Origin of the sequence: Burkholderia sp. HI2500 (assembly GCF_002223055.1) — a bacterium.
GTDB lineage: Bacteria > Pseudomonadota > Gammaproteobacteria > Burkholderiales > Burkholderiaceae > Burkholderia.
Map to the genome: position 1 here is coordinate 2,209,420 of NZ_NKFL01000006.1, position 24,529 is coordinate 2,233,948.

Below are 24,529 nucleotides of genomic sequence, written 5' to 3' on the forward strand. Positions count from 1 at the left end.
CCTCCTGCGCATCGACCGAGCGCATCGATGCGTTCACCTTCCCTGCCCGTTCAACGCCCTTTCGCCCGCACGACGATCTGCGCCTGCGTGTCGCGTTCGATGCGCTCGAGCGACGCGCGCAGCGCCGTGAATTCGTCCGCCGTACACACCTGACGGCCAAAGTCCGCCGTCATGCGCCGCGTGACCTGCACGACGCGCGCGGCCGCGTCGAAGACGTAATGCGACGTGAAGTCGACGAAGCGGTCGTGCACGGCCGTATCGGCCGGCAGGTCGGTCACCGCGACGTCGGCCGGCAGCGCGATCTGGCCGGTCTCGTCGAACGTCCCGCCGATGCAGCCCCACGGCTGCGTGCGCACGGGCTCGGCGAGCCAGTTCTCGACCTGCGTCGCGATGCCGCCCGTCAGGCTCGACAGCGCGGGCAACGCGGTCGTGCCGTCGGGCCACACGAAATGATCGAGCGTGCCCGACATCGTCACGTCGAATGGCCCGTCGGTCACGCGCCGGTCGCTGGTCGACAGCTGCGCGCGGCCGCGCAGCCCGCTTTGCCGCAGACGGTTGTTCGCCAGCTGCGCGACGCCATCGGGCGTCGCGCGGCGAAACAGGTTGCGTTCGAGTTCGGCCGTCCAGCCGTCGTCCTCGGTGTGCGCGTGAAAACGCGCGGCGCCCGGCCCCGCGGCGTCGATCTCGACCCGCGCGATGCGGCCGCGCGGCTGCGTGGCCGGCGTACGCGACAGCACGCCCGTGTCGACGAGCAGCGTGGGACGGTCCATCACGATCGGCGGCAGATAGCCGAATGCGATGCCGGCCGTCGTCGTGTCCGCATAGCGCGCGAGATCGGGCAGCCACGTGATCGCGTGATTGATCGCCCCGCCGCCGTAACCGGGCACCGACGGCAGCGTGTAGACGGACCCGAGATTGAGCAGCACCGGCTCGCTGCGGATGCCGACCGCCGCGAGCAGCGCGCCGAACAGCGCGACATGATCCTTGCAGTCGCCGTAGCGGTTGCGCAGGATGTCGGTGACGCGATGCGGGGCGGCGGCCGTTTCGCCGAGAAACAGCCCGACGTAGCGGATGTTCGCCTGCACCCAGTCGTACAGGATGCGCGCCTGGTCGTGCGGATCGGCGACACCCGCTGTGAGCGTGCGCGCCAGCTGCGCGACGGCCGGATCGTCCGCGCCCGGATCGACGGCCGCGTTGCGATAGCGCGCGGCGAACGCCGCGTAGTCGGGCAGCGTCGACACGACGAGCCGGTCGCCGTAGGTCGCGTAGCCGACCGCGCCGCTTTCGATGCGGTCGTACGGGCCGTGCCGGTAGTCGAATTCGTAGCGCGTGCGGCCGTTCGCGGTGACCGGCGGCAGCGCGACGTAGCCGTGCGCATCCGCGTACAGCGGCATGTCGGCCGGCACGTCGAAGATCAGCCGCTGGCGGTCGACCGGCTCGCGCGACGGCTCCACGGTATAGCCGAAGTAGCCGCGGTTGACCGGCTTCGTGCGGGTCTTGCGGAACGCCACGCGCGTGCTCGACCCGGCTTCGACGCCGGGAAACACGACGGTGCGCAGCAGCCCGTCCTGGAACGTCGGCGCGCCGGCCGAGCGCGGTTCCTGCACGTCGCGGATGCTATCCGCGCCGACCGGATGCGCGACGCCGTCGCGGTCGATCGTCTCGGCCGCGAGCAGGTCCACCTTCTCGAGATTCTTGTCGAACCACACGTAGCGCTGGGCGATGGCATCGATGCCGTTCGCGTCGTTCGCGCGCAGCGTCGAATCGTCGTGCTCGTCGAGCGAGCCGTCGTGCTGGATCACGAATTCGTGGACGTCGCTGACGATCGTGACGGGCGCTGTGTCGCCAGCATCGACCGTATCGGCCGCAGCCGGCCGCACGGCCGCGACGACGCCGAATGCGACGACGCACGCAAACGCAAAACCGGTCGGTCGGGAAAGAAAACGCACCACGTCGCGCTCGTTTCGGAACATGGCGGCAACACACCGGCACGGACGATCCGCGCCGCGCTCACGCGCGCCTGTCGCACGCCGCCTTGCAGCCCAGTGTGGGTGACGCATCGGCGAGCGTCAAGCGACGCGCGGCGATGCGGCACGGTCGCGCCGCGAGGCGCCGCACACACGCGCAATTGACGGCTGGCGCAACCTATAATCAAATCAGGTCACATTGCGTGCGCGATCTCGCCAGGACAAGCGCCGTCTCGACGAACGCGGCGTGCCCAACATGGGCAAGGAGGCATCATGGCCGTGATCAACAGCGATTTCGAAACCGGCTTCCTCGTGGTGCTATTCACGCTGCTGGGCGTGATCCTGTTCGGCGCGCTGCTGACGAAGCTGCATCTCGGGCGGTGGCATCCGAAACTGATCGGCGCCGCGATCGGCGCGCTCATCGGTATCCTGCTGGTCGAAGCCGTGCCGATGCTGACGTGACGGCGATCCGCCGCGCACGGCGGGATGCGCGGCGCGGCCTTCATTCATCCGATCAAATGCCGCGCAAGCCCGCTCATCCGATCCGTGAGGTCGGACACGAACGCCCGCGCGCCGGCGGCTTCATCCCCGCAGGCTGACCCCAATCACGGCGCTCACCTGGAGCGCAACCTCCTCCCGATCGGAGGCGACATGGTGGAACACGACCTCGTCTCGACCCTCGTCCTGCTTGCGGTCGTCATGCTTGCCGCGCTGTTCTTCGCGGAAGGGCGCAGCCGTAATCGGATTCGCGGCCAGTTGCAGCGCAAGCGCGCACGGCGGCCGCGTTCGCATACGCATCGTCATCCGTAACGCGCCGACGCAGTGCGCCGCACGGAAGGCCGCCCGTCATGCGCGCGTCGTTCGAGCGTACGACGCAAGACCGCCGGCGGAGGTTCGACCCGCAGCGGGCACGACAAAAAACCGCGTGCGGTCCTGCCGCCCGCCGCTACCCGACGTTCATCGGCAACAGCACCATCTGCTTGCCCTCGACGTGCAGGCGCGCCTGCAGCTCGACGGGCGTCTGGTTGTGCAGCCAGGCCGTGAGGAAATTCACGCGCCGGAAGATCAGCTTGCTCGCGAAGCACACGGCGTTCGGGTATTCGTCGAGCGTCGACGAAGCCAGGTTCATGAACTCGACGACGGGATTCGTGCCGAACGCGATCCGGTAGTCGGCCGCGATGCCGTTGCGGCGGCAGTGCGCGACATAGTAGTCGAGCGCTTCGGTGATCGTGTGCCGCAGCCGCTCGAGGTGTTCATGACCGTCGTACGCCTTCGCGTCGACTTCGCCGACCGCGAGGAAGATCACGTTGCGGAAGTGCCCGGGAAACAGCCGGTTGACCCACAGCAGCGCGTGCATGCTCGCACCGCGATGCTTGCCGACCAGCAGCACGGCCGTCGGCTGTGACGGGTCGGGCTTGCCCGGCGCGGTGGCCTCGTCGACTTCGGGCGTCTTCCCCGAGAACAGCGCGTCTTCCTTCGCGAGCTGTGCACGCGTATAGGCGTAGTGGCGGTTGATCATGAAGCACAGCGCGATCACCGCGCTCGTCACGAGCACCGTGAGCCAGCCGCCCGCCGTGAACTTCTCGATCAGCGTGATGACGAGCACGGTTGCCGTCACGCTCAGCCCGAGTGCCGACAGGAAGAAGTGCTTGAACCAGCCCTGCTCGCGGCGATGGCGCCACCAGTACGTGCACAGCCCGAGCAGCGACAGGCTGAACGTGAGGAACACATTGATGCTGTACAGCACGACGAGCACGTCGACGTTGCCGTGCGTCCACAACAGGATCAGCAGGCTCGACAGCCCGACGACGATGATGCCGTTCTGCCGCACGAGGCGCCCCGACAGGTCGCGGAAATGGCGCGGCACCCACGAATCCGATGCCATGTTCGACAGCACGGCCGGCCCGTCGAGGAAGCCCGTCTGCGCGCCGACCAGCAGCAGCCCGGCCTCGAACGCGAGCACGGCCGCGAGCAACGCGTGGCGCGCGAACGCCGAGCCGAGCCCGAGATGGTCGATCACGCTGCCGAACACGACCGCGTTGAGCGTCTGGCCGTCGACGGGCCGTGCGTGCCACAGCATGTACAGCAGGATGATGCCGCCGGCCGTGAACGCGAGCGACGTCGACATGTACCACATCGTCACCTTGCCGTTCGGCACGCGCGGATCGGCGAGCATATTCACGTTGTTCGACACGGCCTCGAGGCCCGTATAAGTACCGCCGCCGAGCGAGAACGCGCGCATCAGCAGCGCGAGCATCACGAACACGCCGAGCGATTGCGACATGCCGTGCGCTTCGTGCACGGCGTCGGGCACCACCATCGCGAGGCTGCTGCCGTGCACGGCGACCCCATAGACGATCAGCGCGAAGTGCAGGATCACGAAGCCGATGAAGATCGGCAGCAGCACCATGATCGATTCGCGCATCCCGCGGAAGTTGAGCCCCGTCATCAGCACGATCAGCACGATCTCGGTCGTGAGCTTGAACGCCTGCGCGCTGACCGGCAGCAGGCTGAAGAACGCGTCGACCCCGCTCGCGAGCGACGTCGCGACGGTCAGCACGTAGTCGACCAGCAACGCGGCGCCCGACACGAGCCCCGGCTTCGAGCCGAGCAGCGACGTCGCGACGCGGTAGCCGCCGCCGCCCGTCGGGAACAGCTCGATCACCTGGTTGTAGCCGAGCGCGATGATGAACACGGTCGCCGCCGTCGCGAGCGCGAGGAACAGCGCGAGCGGCGTGTGGTGCGCCAGCGCGAGGAACGCTTCTTCCGGGCCGTAGCACGACGACGACAGGCCGTCGGCGCCGAGCCCGACCCAGGCCAGCAGCGGCGTCACGGCGATCGCATGCCGCGTGCGCGGATCGAGCGGGTCGAGCGGCTTTCCGACGAGCAACTGCCACACTTTCTGGAACGTGGTCATGGTCCCCTCCCGCACGCCCGGTGACACGCGCGGCGTGATCCTTTAAAGCTAATCGACGCACGGGCGCGGCGCCAGTCCGCATCTTCCATAGGGGCCGCACGGCGGCCCGGCACCGCTTTCAGCATGTAAGCGGACAACGCCGGCGGCCGCGCGCCGGATCGGCCGTTTCCACGCATCCGCGCGACACGGCGAACCTGCCCGGCTAGCGTTCAGGCCGCCTTCACACGCCTGCCGGCTCCGCCCGACGCGCCGCCCACCTTGGCCCGATACCGGCCGGCCGTGCGCGCCGCCCCCTTCCCCACCCGCGCCGATGCGACCGGCACCCGCGTCCCGGTCGTGCGTGGTTCCTCGCAATTCGACTTTTGTGCGCGCGCAACAATGGCGATGCCTCGCGCCCGGCGCCCTGCAGGACACTCGCCTCCCGCTCGGCACCGGGCGCGACGGTCTTCAAAAACCACATCTCACGAGGACATACCATGCAACTCCAATCCCATCCCGCGTGCCGCCCGTTTTATGAAGCCGGCGAACTCACGCAACTGACTGCCTTTTATGAAGAGGGACGTAATGTCATGTGGATGATGCTGCGATCGGAGCCGCGGCCGTGCTTCAACCAGCAACTCGTTACCGACATCATCCATCTCGCGCGCGTCGCACGCGATTCGGGCCTGCCGTTCGACTTCTGGGTGACGGGCTCGCTCGTCCCCGAGCTGTTCAACGTCGGCGGCGACCTGAGCTTTTTCGTCGACGCGATCCGCAGCGGCAAGCGCGACCTGCTGATGGCCTATGCGCGCTCGTGCATCGACGGCGTGTACGAGATCTACACGGGCTTCGGCACCGGGGCGATCTCGATCGCGATGGTCGAGGGCAGCGCGCTCGGCGGCGGCTTCGAGGCCGCGCTCGCGCATCACTACGTGCTCGCGCAGAAGGGCGTGAAGCTCGGGTTTCCCGAGATCGCGTTCAACCTGTTCCCGGGCATGGGCGGCTATTCGCTCGTCGCGCGCAAGGCCGATCGGGGCATTGCGGAGGAACTGATCTCGACCGGTGAAGCGCACGCCTCCGAGTGGTACGAGGATCGCGGGCTGGTCGACCAGACGTTCGACGCGGGCGACGCGTATCTCGCGACGCGCACCTTCATCGACGTGACCAAGCCGAAGCTGAACGGGGTGCGCGCGATGCTGCGCGCGCGCGAGCGGGTGTTCCAGCTGACGCGCTCCGAGCTGATGGACATCACGGAAGCGTGGGTGCATGCGGCGTTCACGATCGAGCCGAAGGACCTCGCGTACATGGAACGCCTCGTGATGCTGCAGAACCGGCGCGTGTCGAAGCTGCGCACGGTGTAATGCGGCGGGCGCCGCCGCTGGCCGGCGGCGCCCGTTCGTGAACGAAGCTCAGGCGATCAGCCTGAGCTTCCTCGTCTCCGCGAGCCACGCCTCGAACGCCTGGGCCGGCATCGGGCGGGCGTAGTAGTAGCCTTGCGCATGATCGACGTCGAGCTGCTTGAGGAATTCGGCTTCCGCATGCGTTTCAACGCCCTCGGCGACCACCGCGAAATTCAGCGCCTTCGCGAGCGACACGACCGAGCGCACCAGCGCCTGCGAGCGCGGATTGCGGTCGATGCCCGTGATGAAGCTGCGGTCGAGCTTGATCGCGTCGAGCGGCAGGCGCGACAGCTGCGACAGCGACGAATAGCCGGTGCCGAAATCGTCGAGATGGATCTCCGCGCCGAGCTGGCGGAACTGTCGCATCAGCCCGTTGGCCGCATCCTCGTCCTCGATGAAGCAGCTCTCGGTCAGCTCGATGTCGAGCAGGCCGGGCTTGAGCCCCGCGGCGTCGAGGATCGACGCCAGCTGGTGCACGATGTTCATGTCCTGCAGCTGCCGCGCGGACACGTTCACCGCGATCCGGATGCCGAGCCCCTTCGCCTTCCATGCGGCGGCCTGCGCGGCCGCGGTACGCATCACCCAGCGCCCGAGCGGCGCGATCAGGCCCGACTCCTCCGCGAAGCGGATGAACTCGACCGGCGCGACGAGCCCGCGATCGGGCGACTGCCAGCGGATCAGCGCCTCGACGCCGTGCACGTCGCCGGTCGCGATATCGACGACCGGCTGGTAATGCAGCACGAACTGCTCCTCTTCGAGCGCCTTGCGCAGGTTCGTGTCGAGCCACATGTACTTCGCGACCTTCTGGTTCATCTCCAGCGAGAACACGCGATACGTATGCTTGCCCTCTTCCTTCGCGACGTACATCGCGGTATCCGCGCTGCGGATCAGCGTCTCGAGCGAATCGCCGTGCTGCGGATGCATCGCGATGCCGATCGAGCAACTCGTGTAGACCTCCATCAGCCCGAGATGAATCGGCGTGCGCAGCCGTTCGAGAATGATCTGCGCGGTCGCTTCGAGCAGCGGCCGCGTGCCGTGCTCGAACAGCACGAGGAATTCGTCGCCGCCGAGCCGCGCGAGCGTCGCGCCGGACGGCAGGCAGCCGCTGATGATCGCCGACACGTCCTGCAGCAGCCGGTCGCCGGTGATGTGCCCGTAGTGATCGTTGACGCGCTTGAAGTTGTCGAGATCGAGGAACAGGATGCCGACCTGCCCGCGCGTCGCGGCGGTCTCGGCGGCGATCGCCGCGTGGATGCGCTCGCTGATCGCATGGCGATTCGGCAGGCCGGTCAGCACGTCGGTGTTCGCGAGCTCGATGAGCCGCTGCTGCGCGCTGCGCTCCTCGGTGATGTCGATGCCCGAGCAGATCAGGAACTGCTCGTCGACGCCGCTGCCGCTCTGCACGAACTTGTTGCGGAACTGGAACAGGCGCGGCCCGTTGACCGTGTTGATGTAGCGCTCGACCGCGAACGAATGGTTGCTCGCGAAAAATCCCGTGATGTTGCTGCGCGACTGCGCGCCCTGCTCGGGGGTCATGAACAGCTCGAACGCGCTGCGGCCGATCACGTCGACCTCGCGCTTGCCCGTCACTTCCTCGCACAGACGGTTGAAGCGCTGCACCATCCCGTTGCGGTCGAGGATCACCACGAGCGAATTCACTTCGGACACGACCTGCTCGGCGAACGCGAGCCCGTGCGCGAGATCGCCCGCGACGGACTCGGCATCCGAATAGGCGGACGCCGTGCCGGCCCAGTTGGTCGTGTCGACCTTCCGGCCGACGAGATGGAGCTTGACCGGTTCGCCGAACAGCGCGATGTCGAGCACCAGGTGCGACGTGACACCGGTCAGCGCGCGGATGCACGCGGCCTGTTCGACCGTCAGCGCGACGGCGACGTTGGTCAGGCCGCGGACGGCCGCCAGTTCGAGTGCGTTGCTGTCACTGCCGAGACGCCAGCAGGGGCTGCGCGTACCGACGTGCGCCTCGAGCACCGCGCTATCGTTTTCGTCATCCATGGAGACGCCCCGATCCAGAAAAAACGCACAGTGTAGACGGAGGCGAGCCGGCCGGCCGCCGTGCCGGGGCGCGCGTGATGCGCGTCCGGCAAGGCGGCCGTGAGTGCCGTGATGATGGGCCTCGTCCCGTACTTGTTTCCCGCTAATGCGACCCGGCGTTCGCGCGTCATGCGCGCAGGTGCTGCCTAACGAATGATGAGAGCCATCTTATCAAATGACGATCAGGATTGGCACTCACATTTAGAGCAGAGTGTCAAGGAATTGGGACTCGATTGGCAAGCCGGATTTTTCATGATGGGCAGGCGGCTCAATCGCGGTTGCGGCGGTGCGCAACGGGTTCGGCGAGTCGGGCCGAGCGCCCCGCCAGGCGGGCGTTTTCGGCTGATTTCAGGATTCGGCGGCAATGCTTTGGCCCGCGCGTGGCGACAGGGTCGGATCGCCCTCCGGCGACCCGACTTTCCGTCGAATTTGATTCCTTTGGTGCGTCAATGCGCAGCTTTATTCCACAGTCCGTTGCAATGCCGTTCGAGCACCGGCGCTGCACGCCGGCACCGGCTGCCCGGCTCAGCCCGCCGCGCCGTATCCACCGCCGCCCGGCGTTTCGACGACGAATACATCACCCGGCGCCATCTGCGCGCGGCCGATATGGTCGAGCGCCTCGACCGTGCCGTCCGCGCGCTCGATCGTGTTGCGGCCGAGCGCGCCGGCCTCGCCGCCCGCCGCGCCGAACGGTGCGTGGATCCGGTTGTTCGACAGGATCGACGCGGTCATCGGCTCGAGGAAGCGAATCCGCCGCACCGCGCCGTCGCCGCCGCGCCAGCGCCCGCCGCCGCCCGACCCGGCGCGGATCCGGTGCGAGTCGAGCCGCACCGGGTAGCGCCATTCGAGCACCTCCGGATCGGTGAGCCGCGAGTTCGTCATGTGCGTCTGCACCGCGCCGACGCCCGCGAACCCGTCGCCGGCGCCACTGCCGCCCGCAATCGTCTCGTAGTACTGGTAGCGATCGTTGCCGAATGTGAAGTTGTTCATCGTTCCCTGGCTCGACGCGACGCAGCCGAGCGCGCCGTACAGCGCGTTGGTGATGGCCGACGACGTCTCGACGTTGCCCGACACGACCGCCGCCGGATACTCGGGGTTCAGCATCGAGCGGGCGGGCACGATCACCGTGAGCGGCTTCAGGCAGCCGGCGTTCAGCGGGATGTCGTCGCCGACCAGCGTGCGGAACACGTACAGCACGGCGGCCATGCACACGGCCTTCGGCGCGTTGAAGTTGTTGTCGAGCTGCGCGGACGTGCCCGTGAAATCGATTTCCGCGCGCCGCGCCGCCCGGTCGACGCGGATCGCGACGCGAATCTCCGCGCCGTTGTCGAGCGGGTAGCGGTACGCGCCGTCCTGCAGCGCGCCGATCACGCGCCGCACGGCTTCTTCCGCGTTGTCCTGCACGTGCCCCATGAACGCGAGCACGACGTCGCGGCCGAACTGCGCGACCATCCGGCGCAACTCGTCGACGCCCTTCTGGTTCGCGGCGACCTGCGCGCGCAGGTCGGCCATGTTCTGCTCGACGTTGCGCGCCGGGTAGCGGCCCGATGCGAGCAGCGCGCGGGTTTGCGCATCGCGCAGCGTGCCGGCCGACACGAGCTGCCAGTTGTCGATCAGCACGCCCTCCTCGTCGATGTGGGTCGAATCGGGCGGCATCGAGCCCGGCGTCGTGCCGCCGATGTCCGCGTGGTGGCCGCGCGAGCCGACGTAGAACAGCGGCGCGTCCGAGCCGTCCGCGAACACCGGCGTGATGACCGTCACGTCCGGCAGGTGCGTGCCGCCGTGATACGGGTCGTTCAGCATGAACACGTCGCCGTCGCGCATGCGGCCGCGGTTGCGCTCGATCACCGTGCGGATGCTCTCGCCCATCGAGCCGAGGTGCACGGGCATGTGCGGCGCGTTCGCGATCAGGTTGCCGTCGCCGTCGAAGATCGCGCACGAGAAGTCGAGCCGCTCCTTGATGTTCACCGAGTACGCGGTGTTCTGCAGCCGCAGCCCCATCTGCTCGGCGATCGACATGAACAGGTTGTTGAAGATCTCGAGCCGCACCGGGTCGACATCGGTGCCGAGCGAGCGGCGCGTCGGCAGCGGCGTCGTGCGCGTCAGCACGAGGTTGCCCTGCGCGGTCATCTGCGCGCGCCAGCCGGGCTCGACGACGGTCGTGCCGTTCTGCTCCGCGACGATCGCCGGGCCGTCGATCGCGTCGCCGGCCAGCAGCGTGTCGCGCACGTAGAGCGCCGCGTCGTGCCATTGGCCGCCGGAATGGAAGCGCACCGCGGAATGGGCGCGCGGCGCGGCAGCGTCGCCGTTGCCCGCGTGGCGCGGCGCGAGCGGTGCGATCTCCACCGGCGCGTCGGAGCGGCCGATCGCCTCGACCGACGCGAGCTCGGCGACGAGCGGCGTGCCGGGCATCAGGAACGCGTAGCGCTGCCGGTAGGCGGCCTCGAACGCGTGCTGCATCTCGGCGACGCTGCCGGCCGGCACGTCGAGCGCCGAATCGGTGCCCTGGTAGCGCAGGTGCACGCGCCGCTCGGTCGCGATCCGCTCCGGCGGCACGCCCTGTTCGAGCAGCGCGCCGACGGCCTCGTCGGCCAGCCGGTCGAGCGCGGCATTCAGCGCCGGCAGCGAATCGTCGGACAACACGGCCTCGACCGCGCGCTCGCGCATCGCGGTCTGGTCGGCGAGGCCCATCCCGTATGCGGACAGCACGCCCGCCAGCGGATGCGCGAACACCTGCGTCATGCCGAGCGCGTCGGCGACGCCGCACGCGTGCTGGCCGCCCGCGCCGCCGAACGTCGTCAGCACGTAGCGCGACACGTCGTGGCCGCGCTGCACGGAAATCTTCTTGATTGCGTTCGCCATGCTGCCGATCGCGATTTCCAGGAAGCCTTCGGCGAGCGCCTCGGGCGTCTCGCGCCGCCCCGTCGCCGCGTGGATCTCGTCGGCGAGCGCCGCGAACTTCGCGACCACGCCGTCGCGGTCGAGCGGTTCGTCCGCGTGCGGGCCGAACACGCGCGGGAAATGATCGGGCTGGATCTTGCCGAGCATCACGTTGCAGTCGGTCACCGTCAGCGGGCCGCCCCGCCGATAGGCGGCCGGCCCCGGGTTCGCGCCGGCCGACTCTGGCCCGACGCGCAGCCGCGCGCCGTCGAAGCCGAGCACCGAGCCGCCGCCCGCGGCCACCGTATGGATACTCATCATCGGCGCGCGCATCCGCACGCCGGCCACCTGCGTCTCGAACACGCGCTCGAACTCGCCGTGATAGTGCGACACGTCGGTCGACGTGCCGCCCATGTCGAAGCCGATCACGCGCTCGAAGCCGGCCGCCTGCGCGGCGCGCACCATCCCGACGATGCCGCCGGCCGGGCCCGACAGGATCGCGTCCTTGCCCTGGAACGCATCGGCGCGCGTCAGCCCGCCGCTGCTCTGCATGAACTGCAGGTTCACGCCCGGCATCTCGTGCGCGACCTGCTCGACATAGCGGCGCAGGATCGGCGACAGGTACGCGTCGACTACCGTCGTATCGCCGCGCGACACCATCTTCATCAGCGGCGACACCTCATGCGACACCGACACCTGCGTGAAGCCGATGCGGCGCGCCAGGTCCGCCAGCGCGCGTTCGTGCGCGGTGTAGCGATAGCCGTGGATCAGCACGATCGCGAGCGCGCGCACGCCCGCGTCGAACACGCGGCGCAGTGACGCTTCGGCGCCCTGCGCATCGAACGGCACGACGATGTCGCCGTGCGCGCCGATGCGCTCGTCGATCTCGACGACGGCCTCGTACAGCGCGTCGGGCAGCACGATGTCGAGATCGAACAGGCGCGGCCGGTTCTGGTACGCGATGCGCAGCACGTCGCGAAAGCCGCGCGTCGTCGCGAGCGCCGTGCGTTCGCCCTTGCGTTCGAGCAGCGCGTTGGTCGCGACCGTCGTGCCCATCTTCACCATGTCGACGCGCTCGGGCGTGATCGGCTCGCCGGCCGCGAGGCCGAGCAGGTGGCGAATGCCGGCCACGGCCGCGTCGCGGTACTGCTCGGGGTTCTCCGACAGCAGCTTGTGCGTGACGAGCGTGCCGTCGGGCCGGCGCGCGACGATGTCGGTGAAAGTGCCGCCGCGGTCGATCCAGAATTGCCAGCGTGCGGCGTCGGACGGAACGGAGGAAAGGTGTCGGTCTGTCATGATGTCGGGTCGATGCGTCGTGGAATCGAGGGATGAGCGCCGCCGCACGGCGCGCGTCGCGCGCCGTGTCACGGGGTCGGTCAAAGGGGAAGAAAAATGAAGGGCGGGCTGCCCCGCCGCTTACGCGGCGTCGAGTTCGCGGCCGCGAGTCTCGGGCAGCGTCAGCGCGGCGACGATCACCACGCCGTACGCTGCGACCGCGAAGATGCCGATGCTCGTGCCGAGCCCGTATTGCTTGGACAGCGCGCCGATCAGGAACGGGAACAGCGCACCGATCGCGCGGCCCACGTTGTAGCAGAAGCCCTGGCCGGAACCGCGCACGCGGGTCGGGAACAGTTCGGTGAGGAACGCGCCCATCCCCGAGAAGATGCCCGATGCGAAGAAGCCGAGCGGAAAGCCGAGCCACAGCATCGACGCGTTGGTCAGGTTCAGCGACGTGTACGCGAACGCGATCACCATCGAGCCGACCGCGAACAGGATGAAGTTCGGCTTGCGGCCCAGGCGGTCGGTCAGGTACGCGCTCGTCAGGTAGCCGACCCACGAGCCGAAGATGATCATCGCGAGATAGCCGCCGGTGCCCATCACCGTGAGGTGACGCTCGGTCTTCAGGAAGGTCGGCAGCCACGTCGTGATCGCGTAGTAGCCGCCCTGCGCGCCGGTGGTCAGCAGCGCCGCGCGCAGCGTCGTCGTGATCAGCTTCGGCGCGAAGATCTCGGTGAGGCGCGGCGCATCGGCCACTTTCGCCTGCGCGGCCTTCTCCTTCTCGTAGACGTCCGGCTCCTTCACGTAGCGACGGATCGCGACGACCAGCAGCGCGGGCGCGAGGCCGACGAGGAACAGCGCGCGCCACGCCTGCTCGGCCGGCAGCACCGAGAACAGCAGCGCATACAGCAGCGCGCACAGCCCCCAGCCGATCGCCCAGCCCGACTGGACGAGGCCGACCGCCCTGCCGCGGTCGCGCGCACGGATCACTTCGCCGATCAGCACCGCGCCGGCCGTCCATTCGCCGCCGAAGCCGAAGCCCATCAGCGCGCGCGCCGCGAGCAGCTGGTGGTAGTTCTGCGCGAGCCCGCACAGCGCGGTGAACACGGCGAACCACAGCACGGTGAGCTGCAGCGTGCGCACGCGGCCGATCCGGTCGGACAGGATGCCGGCGATCCAGCCGCCGGCCGCCGACGCGAGCAGCGTGATCGTGCCGATGAAGCCCGCGTCGGCGAGCGAGATGCCCCAGGTCGCGACGAGCGTCGGGATCACGAACGACAGCATCTGCGTGTCCATCCCATCGAGCATGTAGCCGACCTTGCAGCTCCAGAACGCGCGGCGCTCGCGCGGCTGCGCGTCCCCGTACCACGAGAACAGGCCGTTACGCTCGGGGCTCGCGGGCTCCGCGGCGTGCGCCGCGAGGGTCTTGCTTTCCATGGTGGTGCTCCTGTCGTTATGCGCCGTCGAATGATTGTCGCGCGTGCGGCGTGCCGTGCGGGTCGGGTTGTCGTCGTCCTGGCTCAGAACACGGCCAGCGACGCGTTCGTGATGTCGGTCATCAGCATGTGGCCGGGCGTATGCGCGATCGCGATCGGCAGCTTCGCGTCCATCAGCGCGGTTTGCGGCGTCACGCCGCACGCCCAGAACACCGGCAGCTCGCCGTCGCGGATCGTCACCGCGTCGCCGAATTCGGGGGCGTTCAGGTCGCTGATGCCCAACTCGCGCGGATCGCCGAGATGGATCGGCGCGCCGTGCACGCCCGGAAACCGGCTGGTGATCTGCACCGCCCGAATCGCGTCGGCGCCGCGCATCGGCCGCATCGACACGACGAGCTGGCCGCCGAAGATCCCCGCGCGGCGATTCGGGATCGACGTGCGGTACATCGGCACGTTGCGCCCCTCCTCCACATGGCGCAGGCCGATGCCTTCGCGCGCCAGCATGTCCTCGAACGAGAACGAGCAGCCGATCGCGAACACGACGAAATCGTCGCGCCACAGTGCCTCCAGCGATTCGACGCGTTCGGTCAGGCGGCCGTCGCGGTAGACGTTGTAGCTCGGCACGTCGGTGCGGATGTCGAGATCCTCGCCGAGCACGTCGACCCGGAACGCGCCCGGTTCGCCGACGCCCAGCAGCGGGCAGGCTTTCGGGTTCGCCTGGCAAAAGCGCAGGAAATCGTGCGCGAACGCGTCGGGCAGGATCGCGAGGTTCGCTTGCGCGTACGGGCCGCAGTGGCCGGCGGTCGGGCCGCGGAACGCGCCGTGGCGCACGGACTGGCGGAATTCGGAAGGGGTCATGAGGTTCTGTCGCGGATCGGTGTGGCGTCGGGATGACGGTGCCGTGTCATCGGATACAGCGAAGAGTAGAAAAGAAAAAATTTTGTCGCCAACGAGTTTTTTTGCGCTTCGTGTATAGAATTTCTTAACGGATCTTGGGGTTTTCCCCGGCTCCGTTCACTTTTCCTCACCGGCAAAGTGCGCGCTCACCCCTCCGTCCGACCGCCATGAACACGCGTTTTCTCGAAACCTTCGTCACGCTCGCGAAGTTGCGCAACTTCCGCACGACGGCCGCCGCGCTGCACGCGACGCCGGCCGCGATCTCGCAGCGCCTGAAAGCGCTCGAGGACGAACTGCAGACGGTACTCGTCGACCGCGACAGCCGCGAATTCCGGCTCACGCCGAACGGCGAATACCTGCTCGGCTATGCGAAGGCCGTGGTCGAGGCGACGCAGGAGCTGCAGGCCGCGGCCTCCGGCGAGCGCGCGCTGCGCGGCAAGCTGCGGCTCGGCGTGATCGAGACCGTCGTGCACAGCTGGCTGCCGCACTACATGCGGCGGCTGGCGGCCGACTATCCGCAGCTCGAGATCGACCTGACCGTCGACGTCAGCGTCGTGCTGCAGCGCCGGCTGATGGCCGGCGAGCTCGACCTGATCATCCGCGTGGAAGGCAGCGACGAGGCGTCGGTCGTGTGCGATGCGCTCGCGAACTACCCGGTGCGCTGGATCGCGCGCGCGGGGCTGCTGCCGAACACGCGCACGGGGCTCGCCAGGCAGGTGCTGCGGCAGCCGATTCTCACCTACGGGCGCGGTACGGCGCCGCATCGCGCGCTGGAGGACATCGTCCGCACGCTCGCGCATGCGCACGGCGTGCCGCTGTCGGACACGCGCATCACCGGCTCGCCGTCGATCTCGGTGATCGTGCAGCTCGTGCGCGACGGGTTTGGCGTGGCGGCGATTCCGGTGCTGTTCGTCGATGCGTTGATCGAAAGCGGCGAAGTCGTCGAGTTGCCGCTGCAGCCGTCGCCGCCGTCGATCGTCGTGTCGATGTCGCGGCGGGCCGATGCGCCGCGGTTCGTGCATGGCGCGTCGATTGCCGCGCGGGCGGCTTGTCATGAGTATTGCGAGAAAAGCAAGCGGTTGCTGGTTGAGGCGCTTTGATGCGGTGCAAGCCGGTGAATGGCGGGGCCGGGTATCCGGCACGCATTCGACTTCGCGCGAATCACCCACACTCGCCTGCGACGCGTGCGCCCCATGCGTCGTGCATGCCGGGCGTCGATCACCGCAACGTCATCGACGCACAGGCATCAGACACGAATGCGATGTTTCCGATCTGGCAGCGTGCGGCTCGGGCTGAGCCGAAAGACAGCGAAACGCAACGCGCCAGCTGAATCCGTACCACGACAAAGTCGAAGGGCACGGCCACACCAACGCGCGGCCGTGCCCGAGTCACCCGGCATCAATCAGCCGAGGCTCTCCTACTTCAGTGCGACCGCCCCGTATCCGTCCCCGGCGCGAACTCGATCCCCCGCAGCACTTCCGCGAACTTCGCAGTCCGCAGCACCGCGAATTGCTCATGCGCAGCCGTCGCCGCGCTCGTGTTCTTCAACACGTCACGCACTGCAACCAGCCGGTTCGGATCCGCACCAACGTCGCCATTGCCGCTGACGGTCGACGTAATCGCCCAGATCGTCACCGTGCCGTCGCGTTCGACGCGGCCCGTCAGGTTGCGCAGGCCGGCCGTCGCCGGTGCCCACGGCAGGCCCGTGGCCGAATTGTTGCCCGCCGGATAGCCGGCGACGGCATACGGCTGACCGAGGTTCAACCCGTTCTGCAGCGTGTACGCGAGCTTCCACTGCTTCGTACCCGCGTCGTAAACCCACTTCTGCAGGCCCGCCGTCTTCTGCGCAGCGGCGTGCGTGTACAGGTCCGCGCCGCCCGTGTAGCCGTCGCCCTCGTCCGCGACATACAGCGTGTTCGCGTCGGCGAACCAGATCCCGAACGGATAGGCGAGCGTCGTCGCGGTCTTGTTCGGCGTGCTCGGGAAACCGGCCAGCACGCACATGGTGTTCGGCAGGCCAGCCGTCTGCAGCGTGGCGGCGTTGTACGCGAGCGGCGCGGTCGGCAGCACGGCCTTCGGTGACGGCACGCCGACGCCCGACGGGCACGCGGTGCCGGTCGTATCGACGAAGTACACCGTGTTCACGCCGTTGCCGCCGCTGCCCTTCGTGTAGTACACGACGTTGTCGTGCACCGCGATGCCGCGGAAGTTGTCGTCCTTGCCGATCTTGTCGGCCTTCACGCCGAGTTCCGTGACCGAGAAGCTCGCGAGCGGCGTCGGCACGCCCGGATCCTGCTGCGCTTCGTGATGCTTCGCGCCGTCGATGAGCTGCGCGCCCGCGCCGAGGATCACGTTGTCCGGCTGCGGGTTCGCGCCGTTGCCGGCGTTGCCCGACGTGTAGTAGATCTCGCGGCCGTCGCGATTGTTCAGGATCGCCGCGCGGCCGTTGTTGCCGCTGTACGCGTTCGTCTCGGTGAAGCGGAAATGCCCGTGGCGATCGACGCGCGCGATCGCGCGATAAAAGTTCTGCCCGTCCGGGTTGGTCGTATCGACCGCGAGCAGCGTGTTCGAGTTCGACACGTCGACCGTATTGACCGGCGCGACGTAGCCCATGAACGTCAGATAGCGGCCGTCGAGCGACAGGTGCAGGCCGAGCTCCGACTTCGAGCTGAAGCTCGTCACCAGCTGGTCGTGCGCGAAGCCTTTCTGCAGGCTGTTCGGCACTTCGAGCGTGCTGACGACACCGCCTGCCGGCGTGATCTGGTCGAGGAAGATGCGCGACGTGATGCCGAAGCTGCCGTCGTAGCGGTCGTTGTTCCACACGGTCGGATAGGTGCCGTCGTTCGGCGCGCCGGATGCCGCGCCGCAACCACCGGTGGTCTTCGCGCAGTTCGGCGGCAGGATCGCGCCGGGCTGGACGTTGGCCGACACGTTGTCGTACACGCTGCGGCTGACGACCAGGAAGCCCGGCACGAAACCCGGCGCGAAACGGCTGTCGCCGTCGTTGTCATGCGGAGCAGCGTGTGCGCCGATGCTCGCGGCAATCAGCGTCAGTGCGAAGACGGGAACGGCACGATCGCGCAGCGCGCGGCGGCGCTTCGCGGACAAGGCGAGATTCGGCATGGACAAGGCTCCGTACGACATCGAGTGAGGACGTTGTGGGTGGACAGACTGACGACGTGAAGCCCCGCCACCTTAGCCATGCTTGATGAAGAATTGATTGCACGCGATCCCGCGGAAACCCGCGTGAAAACACGGGCTGCCGAGTGCGGCGCGTTGTTATTGATCCGTAATGCGAAAGAAATGAATCAGACAGCCAATCAGGCGGATTGGCCCGCATGCGGTTGCGTGAGCTTGCCGTCGCCATACTCGCGCAACACTTTCGAAATCACGACGCGATAGCCGTCCAGCCAGCGCGCCTGTTTCGTCTTTGCCTCGAGATGCGCCGGGTGCTGCATCAGCTGCCGCAGCGCCGCCTCCGACTCCCAGTAGTAGACGTTCTGGATCAGCCCCGATTCGGCGTTCTCCCACGTCTCCTCGCCGAGATAGCCGGGCGTCGCGCGCGCCATGTCGGCAATCTGCCGGTCGAGCCGGTGGAATTCGTCGTCGTATTGCCCGGCACGGAAAATGAAGGTCGACGCGTACATGCCCGCTCCATCGAAAGCGATTGAAAGAGCGCCGATTGTAAGGCACGTGCGGCTGGCCGCCGTCGTTATGCGGCGAGCGTATCGAGGTCGGGCCGGTCGGCGAGCCACGCGTCGATGCGTGGGGCGTCCTCGCGCATGCCGGCCGCGGGCGCCGGCATCGCAGCCAGGGCGTGCCGTGCCCGTTCAAGCGCCTGCGCGAAGCCGCGCAACTCGCGCGTCGCGGGCCGGTCGTCGGCGTGACGGCGCGCGAGCGCTGCTTCGATGTTCATGCCGATCAATGCGAGTTGCGCGTCGATGAACGCGAGGCAGCGTGTGCGGCAATACTCGGAAACCAGTGCGACGGCCAGCAGCACCGGCACGATCGACACGGTCAGGTAGCCGCCGGGCGCAAGCCGCGACAGCGCATGCCGCACATCCTGCCCGCCATCGGTCAACGATGCGAACACGGCATCCCGCCACACCGCGCGCTCGAACACCAGCGCATCGCGATACGCGTCGAGCGCCGCACGGTCCGCGACCTGCCCGGCCGTCACCAGTGGAATCGGGAATGACGATTCAACAGCAGATTGCGCGCTCGACGTTTCGACGATGCAGTTCGCACCGAGCCATCGCGCATCGTCGCGCCGCGCGGCCAGCACACGGGACTGCAAGCGGTCGGGCAGCATCGGATCGAGCGGCACCGCGCGGCAGATCGACGGCTTGTCCGCATGCACGCTGCAGCGTCCGTCGTCGGCCAGCGCCGCGCAGCGGCCGAGCGACGGATAGTCGTAGCCCTGCAGCGTCAGCGCGATCCATTCGCTCCCCGCGCCGCCGGTGCGATGAAACAGCCGCGCCGACAGCGCATCGGACGCCGCGACGTCTTCCGCATCGAGCGCGTGCTCGCGGCCGCCCGCACGCCAGCGCTCGCCGGTTCGACGCGTCGGCACGCGACGGATCGTCAGCGCACCGACGAAGCGATGCCCGTGCCGAAACAGTTCGCGCAACGACAGCGTCGGCGCGCTGTTGCAGCAGCGTCCGCATGCGTTGCACGCGAGCAGGTACGTGTCTACCACGGCCGTCGCACCGAATCCTGGTAACGCGTGAGGATGAAGCGCGCGACGTCGTCCGAGTGATACGCGGCGACGAGCTGCGTGACCCACGGCTTCGCGCGATCGGCCTCGCGCACCGTCAGCACGTTCGCATACGGCGAGCGCGCATCCTCGATGCTGATGCTGTCGCGTGCGGGCTGCAGCCCGGCACGCGCGGCATCGTCGCTGTCGATCGCGACGAACGCGGCCGTGTCGAGCGCAGCATAAAGGCGATCGCGGCGCAGCGCGACGAGCTTCAGCCCGAGCCGGTTGCCGGTCACGTCGCGCAGCGTCGCACGCAGGCCGGCCCGCTCGCGCAGCGTCACCAGCGTGTCGTTCTGCAGCAGCACGAGCGAGCGCGCCATCCCGCGCGGATCGGCAGGAATCGCGACCGTCGCGCCGGGCTGCAGTTCGTTCAGGTTCTTCAGCTTGCGCGAATAGAGTGCCATCGGCAGCGTGACGGTCGGCGCGACTTCGGTCAGCGCGTAGCGCTTCTGCGCGCGCGTCGCGGCAAGCTGTTGTGCATCCTCGAAGCTGGCTGCGTCGATCCGGCCGTCGGCCAGTGCCGCGTCGATGCGCGATGCATCGTCGAATTCGACGACGTCGATGCCGAATCCTCGCGACGCGGCGACCCGCTTCACTTCGTCCAGGATCTGCGCATGTACGCCGCGCGTCACGCCGACGCGTACCGCCGGTGCGGCCGATTCGGCGGCCACGGTCAAACCCGAATGAACGATTGCACACGCAACCATCAGCCACGCGCACATGCAAACCACGACGCGCTTCATGACGCATCCCTCAGAATCGTGCGAAACCCGATATGCGACGCGCCGAGATCGGCTTCCTGCTGTTCGCGCGACGACGCGCGATAGCGCACGCAGTAGTCGCGCGAGCACAGGAACGAGCCGCCCTTGATGACCATCGGCGTGTCGTGCCGGCGCGTCGGCGGCGCGACGGCCGCCGTGTCGCCGTTCGTATGCGACTGGTGCGGGCCCGTGTACGTGTCCTTGGTCCATTCCCAGGCATTGCCGATCATGTCGTAGAGCCGGAACCCGTTCGCCGCGTAGCAGCCGACGGGCGCGAGCCCCGCATGGCCGTCCTCGGCCGTATCGAGCACCGGGAACACGCCCTGCCAGTAGTTCGCGGCCGGCTTGCCCTGCGCATCGCGCGGCGCCGCGTCGAGCGCTGCGTCGTCGCGGCCGGCCTTGCCCGCGTATTCCCATTCGGCTTCGGTCGGCAGGTCGCGGCCGAGCCAGCGCGCATACGCGAGCGCATCGCGCTGCGTGACGAGCGTGACGGGCAGGTTGCCGAGCCCGTCGATGCCGCTGCCCGGCCCGTGCGGGTGACGCCACGACGCGCCCTTCACCCACGACCACCAGGCAAGATCGCGCGTGTTCATCTCGTCGCGCGTCGGCACATGGAACACGGCCGCCCCGTCCTGCTGCTCGGCCTCGGTCACGTAGCCGGTCGCCTGCACGAACGCGGCGAACTGCGCGATCGTCACGTCGGTCTGGTCGATCCAGAACCCGCCGACACGCGTGCGGCCGTCGCCCGCCGGGCGCTCGTCCGCATAGCCGCGCGTGCTGCCGAACACGAACGCGCCGCCGCGCAGGTGCACCATCCCGGCCTTCGGGTCGTCGCGCCATCTGGCCGGCAGCCCCGAATAGCGCGCGCACTGTCGCTCCGAGCCCAGCGGCGCGAGCGCGCGGCCGCGATTCGCGTCGTCGAAGGCGCCGCCCGCCGGTACGACGGGATTCGCATAGCCGGCCGCGAACGCGGCGGCGAACAGCGTGCCGGCCAGCGCCGCGCCGATCGTCCAGAACCGGAACCGCATCGTGTCGCTCCCGGCTTCAGTAGTAGCCGCGCGGACGCAGCGGTTCGACACCGCCGACGTTGCTCATGTAGGTCTTCCACTGGTCGACGAGCGTGCTGATCACCGACGGGTTCTGCGCGGACACGTCGGTCGTCTCGCCGCGATCCGCCGCGAGGTCGTACAGCTGCCAGTGACCGTCGAGCGGCCCGAGCGGCGGCTCGGTCCACAACGCCTTCCAGCGGCCGTCGGCGCTGCGCAGGTACGCGCGGCCGTACGCTTCGTCGCCGAACGGCGCGGTATGCACCTCGCCCGTCGCCGTGCCCGTCAGCACCGGCAGCAGCGACTGGCCGGTGACCGGGTACACGTAGCGGTTGTTGTAGATCACCTTGCCCTTGTTCTGGTCGACGCCCGTCAGCGTATTGACGAGCGGCGGCGCCGGCTGCGACGGCGGCGTGACGCCCGCGACCGCGAGGAACGTCGCCGTGTTGTCGGTCACGTGCGTGAACGCGCGCAGCGTCGGCAACTGCTGCGTCTGGCCCGGCAGGCGCACGATCGTCGGCGTCGAGACGCCGCCTTCGGCCGAATAGCCCTTCGTGAGCCGGAACGGCGACGCGCTCACTTCGGCCCAGCGCAACCCGTACTGCAGGCGCTGCGCGTTCTGCTTGCCGTTGTCGGTGCCGAGCGTCGAATAGATCGGATCCTGCCCGTTCGCGGTATCGGTCGCCGTCGGGTCGGCGCCCGAATCGATCGGCCAGCCTTCCGCACCGTTGTCCGACTGGAACATGATGAACGTGTTGTCGTATTCGCCGATGTCCTTCAGGTGCTGGATCAGCAGGCCGATGTTGTAGTCGAGGTTCTCGACCATCCCCGCATAGATCTCCATGTAGCGCGCCTGTGCACGGCGCTCGGCCGGCGACAGGCTCGACCACAGCTTGTCGACCTTGCCGGGGCCGTAGTCGCTGTAGCCGTCCGCGGCCGAATGCACCGCGCTGATGTATTTCGCGGCGGCCGTGCCGTTGTTCGCGGTCGCGGGCGACGCAGCCGTGGTTTCAGGCAGGCCGTCGAACGGCTTGAAATCGGCGGGGATCAGGCCGAGCGCCTTCTGCCGCGCGATCCGCGCGTTGCGGATCGCGTCGTAGCCGGCGTCATAGACGCCCGCGTACTTGTGCAGCCATGGCTCGGGCACCTGCAGCGGCCAGTGCGGCGACGTGTAGGCCGCGTACGCGAAGAACGGCTTGCCGTCGCGCTGGTTCGAATCGATGTACGAGATCAGCTTCTGCGTATAGAAATCGGTCGAATAGAACACGGCCGGGCTGCCGCCCGTGCCGCCCGGCTGGCCGGGCTGGCCAGGCTGCACGTAACGGCCGTCTTCCGTGTAGTGCGACGAGCCGGCCGGCTCGTGCGCGAAGTGATTCGTCGCCGCGCCGCCGAGCAGCACGTAGCTGCGCTCGAAGCCCCACTGGTCGGGCGTCTGCCCGCTGCCCGTCGCGCTGCCGACGATCCCCGAGCCGATGTGCCACTTGCCCGCGATGTACGTGTGGTAGCCGGCATCCTTCAATAGTTGTGCGAACGACAGGGCACGGTCGTTCAGGTAGCCCTCGTAGCCGGGCAGCCCGCGCCGTTCGTCGGTCGGCACGCCCATCGTGCCTTCGCCGACGAGATGGTGGTCGGTGCCGGACACCAGCATCGCGCGCGTGATCGCGCAGACGGTGCCCGTGTGATGGTTCGACAGGATGCGGCCCGACGCGACGAGCGCGTCGAGGTTCGGCGTGTTGATCTCGCCGCCGAATGCATGGATGTCGGAATAGCCGAGATCGTCGGCCATGATGTACAGGATGTTCGGGCGTTTCGCGGCCAGCGGCGGCGGGGTGTTCGTCTGGGACGACGGCGTATCGCTGTCGACGCCGCCGCACGATGCAAGCGACAGCGCGCCGGCAATCGCGGCGCAGACGACACGGAAACGAAAAGCATGCAACGGCGACGCGGACTTTTTCATTGTTCTGGAACGCTCGATCTACGGGATCGGCGATCTTAGCGTCGCGTGCGCGGCAACCAAAGTCCGATTCGTCACATGCTAACGGGGTGGCGGAATATGCGCGCAAACAGAATACCCGCCATCCGCGCGCACACATGTGCGCGAGCGCGATGCGCGCCGACACCGGCGCGCGGGAATCGTCGCGAGCACCGGAACCTGCGCTTTCGTCGGACGATTCCATGTGCGTAACGGGACGTTACGTCGTGTCGTTACGGCCGAAGCCGTAGCAACACGTTACGTTTTCTCCGCGTCAGCATCGCGAGGAATTTTCAAATCACGATTTTCATTAAATATCGTCTGATTAAATTGTAATGCTCCATTTATAAAAGAAAGCTTGTTAATGAATAACGAACTCGCAAACGTTTTACATGTCGAGAATATGCGATTCAAAAATTAGACGAATAACGACTTAAAAAAATATACCGTTTAAAACAGCGGCGGGCATGCCTCTTGCTGACTCCCCCCACCATGTGCCGCGTTCGACCAGGAACGAATAACCCGAAAATCGGGCGGGGCCTTATTTCGTACAAATGATTCCGGGGTCGGGGAAATGGTATCGAGCGCAAGCAGGCGATTGGCCTGGGGGGCCGTGACGTGCCTGTCGCTATTCGCGACGGCGCGCGCGCAGGCACAAGACACCGTCGACGCACCGCCTTCCGCGGCGGTGAACGGCGGGCATCCGATTGCGCCGCCCTCGACGCTGCTGAACGCCGAACGCGTCCTTGAAGCACCGAAGCCCGCGCCCGGCGCGGGCCCGGCCGCGGCGAAGCCGGCCACCGGCGCCGCGTTGGCCGGCGCCCGGGCCGCCGCCCGCCATGCCCTTCCGGAAGACCAGCTCGGCGGCACGGTCACGACCGATGCCGTGACGCTCGCCGGCCGCGATTTCTATACCTACTTCTCGCAGACGTGGTCGGAAATCCCGCTGAGCGAGCGCTACATGGTCGCCATTCACGAACGCCCTTCTGGGCGCTACGGCAGCCTGATCTGGGTCGAATTCCAGCAAAAGCGCGTGTTCCAGACCTTCCTGCCGATCGCACGCGCAAACGTCAAGGCCGTGGCCGAAAGCGCCGCCAGTATTTCCTTTCAAACCGTCATTCAGGACGATCTGTCGAATTTGCTGTTTCCCGATTCGGATCTGGCCAAAGACGAGATTTAGTCGAT

The 24,529-nt window shown here is 67.9% G+C and carries 17 protein-coding genes; 5 read left to right on the plus strand and 12 right to left on the minus strand.

Translation table 11 applies throughout. The annotated features are described in order from the left end of the window. Nucleotides 1-50: 50 nt before the first annotated feature. A complete protein-coding gene (locus CFB45_RS27610; protein ID WP_089429170.1) occupies nucleotides 51-1,952 on the minus strand; it encodes a DUF3857 domain-containing protein in 1,902 nt (633 codons plus the stop codon). Between the two features lie 288 nt (nucleotides 1,953-2,240). Here CFB45_RS27610 and CFB45_RS27615 point away from each other — a divergent pair, with 288 nt between their 5' ends. Continuing rightward, entirely contained in the window at nucleotides 2,241-2,429 is a 189-nt protein-coding gene (locus tag CFB45_RS27615) for a hypothetical protein (RefSeq protein ID WP_069250820.1), read from the plus strand. Between the two features lie 189 nt (nucleotides 2,430-2,618). Further along, on the plus strand, nucleotides 2,619-2,777 hold the full coding sequence (locus tag CFB45_RS39150; RefSeq protein WP_179255077.1) for a hypothetical protein: 159 nt from the start codon (nucleotides 2,619-2,621) through the stop codon (nucleotides 2,775-2,777). Between the two features lie 136 nt (nucleotides 2,778-2,913). Here CFB45_RS39150 and CFB45_RS27620 read toward each other — a convergent pair whose 3' ends face one another. Continuing rightward, complete coding sequence (locus CFB45_RS27620) at nucleotides 2,914-4,884, minus strand: APC family permease (protein WP_089428272.1); 1,971 nt, start codon at nucleotides 4,882-4,884, stop codon at nucleotides 2,914-2,916. A gap of 476 nt (nucleotides 4,885-5,360) precedes the next feature. Between CFB45_RS27620 and CFB45_RS27625 the strand changes: the two genes are divergently transcribed. Next, nucleotides 5,361-6,224, plus strand: a complete 864-nt coding sequence (locus CFB45_RS27625) for a crotonase/enoyl-CoA hydratase family protein (RefSeq protein WP_069250818.1) — start codon at nucleotides 5,361-5,363, stop codon at nucleotides 6,222-6,224. 48 nt (nucleotides 6,225-6,272) lie between these two features. On the opposite strand, the gene pdeR is transcribed toward CFB45_RS27625, so the two are convergent. The 4 genes from pdeR to CFB45_RS27645 all read right to left on the minus strand — a co-directional run bounded on the left by pdeR (nucleotide 6,273) and on the right by CFB45_RS27645 (nucleotide 14,767). Continuing rightward, nucleotides 6,273-8,276 carry a cyclic di-GMP phosphodiesterase gene (gene pdeR, locus CFB45_RS27630; RefSeq protein WP_089428273.1) on the minus strand — a complete coding sequence of 668 codons (2,004 nt, stop codon included), beginning with the start codon at nucleotides 8,274-8,276 and terminating at the stop codon, nucleotides 6,273-6,275. Nucleotides 8,277-8,840: 564 nt separating this feature from the next. Continuing rightward, a complete protein-coding gene (locus CFB45_RS27635; protein ID WP_089428274.1) occupies nucleotides 8,841-12,491 on the minus strand; it encodes a hydantoinase B/oxoprolinase family protein in 3,651 nt (1,216 codons plus the stop codon). Nucleotides 12,492-12,611: 120 nt separating this feature from the next. Further along, on the minus strand, nucleotides 12,612-13,910 hold the full coding sequence (locus tag CFB45_RS27640) for an MFS transporter (protein WP_069250815.1): 1,299 nt from the start codon (nucleotides 13,908-13,910) through the stop codon (nucleotides 12,612-12,614). 83 nt (nucleotides 13,911-13,993) lie between these two features. After that, nucleotides 13,994-14,767, minus strand: coding sequence for a putative hydro-lyase (locus CFB45_RS27645; protein ID WP_089428275.1), 774 nt, complete (start codon nucleotides 14,765-14,767; stop codon nucleotides 13,994-13,996). A 206-nt stretch (nucleotides 14,768-14,973) separates the two neighbouring features. Here CFB45_RS27645 and CFB45_RS27655 point away from each other — a divergent pair, with 206 nt between their 5' ends. Then, nucleotides 14,974-15,906 (plus strand): LysR family transcriptional regulator, encoded by a 933-nt coding sequence (locus CFB45_RS27655; protein ID WP_089428277.1) that lies wholly within the window; start codon nucleotides 14,974-14,976, stop codon nucleotides 15,904-15,906. Nucleotides 15,907-16,228: 322 nt separating this feature from the next. Here CFB45_RS27655 and CFB45_RS27660 read toward each other — a convergent pair whose 3' ends face one another. The 6 genes from CFB45_RS27660 to CFB45_RS27685 all read right to left on the minus strand — a co-directional run bounded on the left by CFB45_RS27660 (nucleotide 16,229) and on the right by CFB45_RS27685 (nucleotide 23,329). Next, nucleotides 16,229-17,929, minus strand: coding sequence for a hypothetical protein (locus CFB45_RS27660; protein ID WP_089428278.1), 1,701 nt, complete (start codon nucleotides 17,927-17,929; stop codon nucleotides 16,229-16,231). Between the two features lie 197 nt (nucleotides 17,930-18,126). Then, the gene (locus CFB45_RS27665) at nucleotides 18,127-18,453 is read right to left on the minus strand and encodes an antibiotic biosynthesis monooxygenase family protein (RefSeq protein WP_089428279.1); all 327 of its coding nucleotides are present in this window, start codon (nucleotides 18,451-18,453) and stop codon (nucleotides 18,127-18,129) included. Nucleotides 18,454-18,518: 65 nt separating this feature from the next. Beyond that, nucleotides 18,519-19,505, minus strand: coding sequence for a YkgJ family cysteine cluster protein (locus tag CFB45_RS27670; protein ID WP_089428280.1), 987 nt, complete (start codon nucleotides 19,503-19,505; stop codon nucleotides 18,519-18,521). Continuing rightward, the gene (locus tag CFB45_RS27675; RefSeq protein ID WP_089428281.1) at nucleotides 19,499-20,308 is read right to left on the minus strand and encodes a MetQ/NlpA family lipoprotein; all 810 of its coding nucleotides are present in this window, start codon (nucleotides 20,306-20,308) and stop codon (nucleotides 19,499-19,501) included. Before CFB45_RS27675 ends, CFB45_RS27670 begins: the two co-directional genes overlap by 7 nt. Beyond that, nucleotides 20,305-21,354 (minus strand): formylglycine-generating enzyme family protein, encoded by a 1,050-nt coding sequence (locus CFB45_RS27680; protein WP_089428282.1) that lies wholly within the window; start codon nucleotides 21,352-21,354, stop codon nucleotides 20,305-20,307. Before CFB45_RS27680 ends, CFB45_RS27675 begins: the two co-directional genes overlap by 4 nt. A gap of 16 nt (nucleotides 21,355-21,370) precedes the next feature. After that, nucleotides 21,371-23,329: an arylsulfatase gene (locus CFB45_RS27685; protein ID WP_089428283.1), complete on the minus strand. Its 1,959-nt coding sequence runs from the start codon at nucleotides 23,327-23,329 to the stop codon at nucleotides 21,371-21,373. Between the two features lie 826 nt (nucleotides 23,330-24,155). On the opposite strand from CFB45_RS27685, the gene CFB45_RS38605 reads away from it, so the two are divergent. Beyond that, nucleotides 24,156-24,524 carry a CsgE family curli-type amyloid fiber assembly protein gene (locus CFB45_RS38605; RefSeq protein WP_143329867.1) on the plus strand — a complete coding sequence of 123 codons (369 nt, stop codon included), beginning with the start codon at nucleotides 24,156-24,158 and terminating at the stop codon, nucleotides 24,522-24,524. Nucleotides 24,525-24,529 lie beyond the last annotated feature (5 nt).

Bases quoted from the DNA above. Each gene is read 5' to 3' on its own strand.
- CFB45_RS27615 (WP_069250820.1), top strand. From the start codon at position 2,241: ATGGCCGTGATCAACAGCGATTTCGAAACCGGCTTCCTCGTGGTGCTA.
- CFB45_RS39150 (WP_179255077.1), top strand. From the start codon at position 2,619: ATGGTGGAACACGACCTCGTCTCGACCCTCGTCCTGCTTGCGGTCGTC.
- CFB45_RS27620 (WP_089428272.1), bottom strand. From the start codon at position 4,884: ATGACCACGTTCCAGAAAGTGTGGCAGTTGCTCGTCGGAAAGCCGCTC.
- CFB45_RS27625 (WP_069250818.1), top strand. From the start codon at position 5,361: ATGCAACTCCAATCCCATCCCGCGTGCCGCCCGTTTTATGAAGCCGGC.
- pdeR (WP_089428273.1), bottom strand. From the start codon at position 8,276: ATGGATGACGAAAACGATAGCGCGGTGCTCGAGGCGCACGTCGGTACG.
- CFB45_RS27635 (WP_089428274.1), bottom strand. From the start codon at position 12,491: ATGACAGACCGACACCTTTCCTCCGTTCCGTCCGACGCCGCACGCTGG.
- CFB45_RS27640 (WP_069250815.1), bottom strand. From the start codon at position 13,910: ATGGAAAGCAAGACCCTCGCGGCGCACGCCGCGGAGCCCGCGAGCCCC.
- CFB45_RS27645 (WP_089428275.1), bottom strand. From the start codon at position 14,767: ATGACCCCTTCCGAATTCCGCCAGTCCGTGCGCCACGGCGCGTTCCGC.
- CFB45_RS27655 (WP_089428277.1), top strand. From the start codon at position 14,974: ATGAACACGCGTTTTCTCGAAACCTTCGTCACGCTCGCGAAGTTGCGC.
- CFB45_RS27660 (WP_089428278.1), bottom strand. From the start codon at position 17,929: ATGCCGAATCTCGCCTTGTCCGCGAAGCGCCGCCGCGCGCTGCGCGAT.
- CFB45_RS27665 (WP_089428279.1), bottom strand. From the start codon at position 18,453: ATGTACGCGTCGACCTTCATTTTCCGTGCCGGGCAATACGACGACGAA.
- CFB45_RS27675 (WP_089428281.1), bottom strand. From the start codon at position 20,308: ATGAAGCGCGTCGTGGTTTGCATGTGCGCGTGGCTGATGGTTGCGTGT.
- CFB45_RS27680 (WP_089428282.1), bottom strand. From the start codon at position 21,354: ATGCGGTTCCGGTTCTGGACGATCGGCGCGGCGCTGGCCGGCACGCTG.
- CFB45_RS27685 (WP_089428283.1), bottom strand. From the start codon at position 23,329: ATGAAAAAGTCCGCGTCGCCGTTGCATGCTTTTCGTTTCCGTGTCGTC.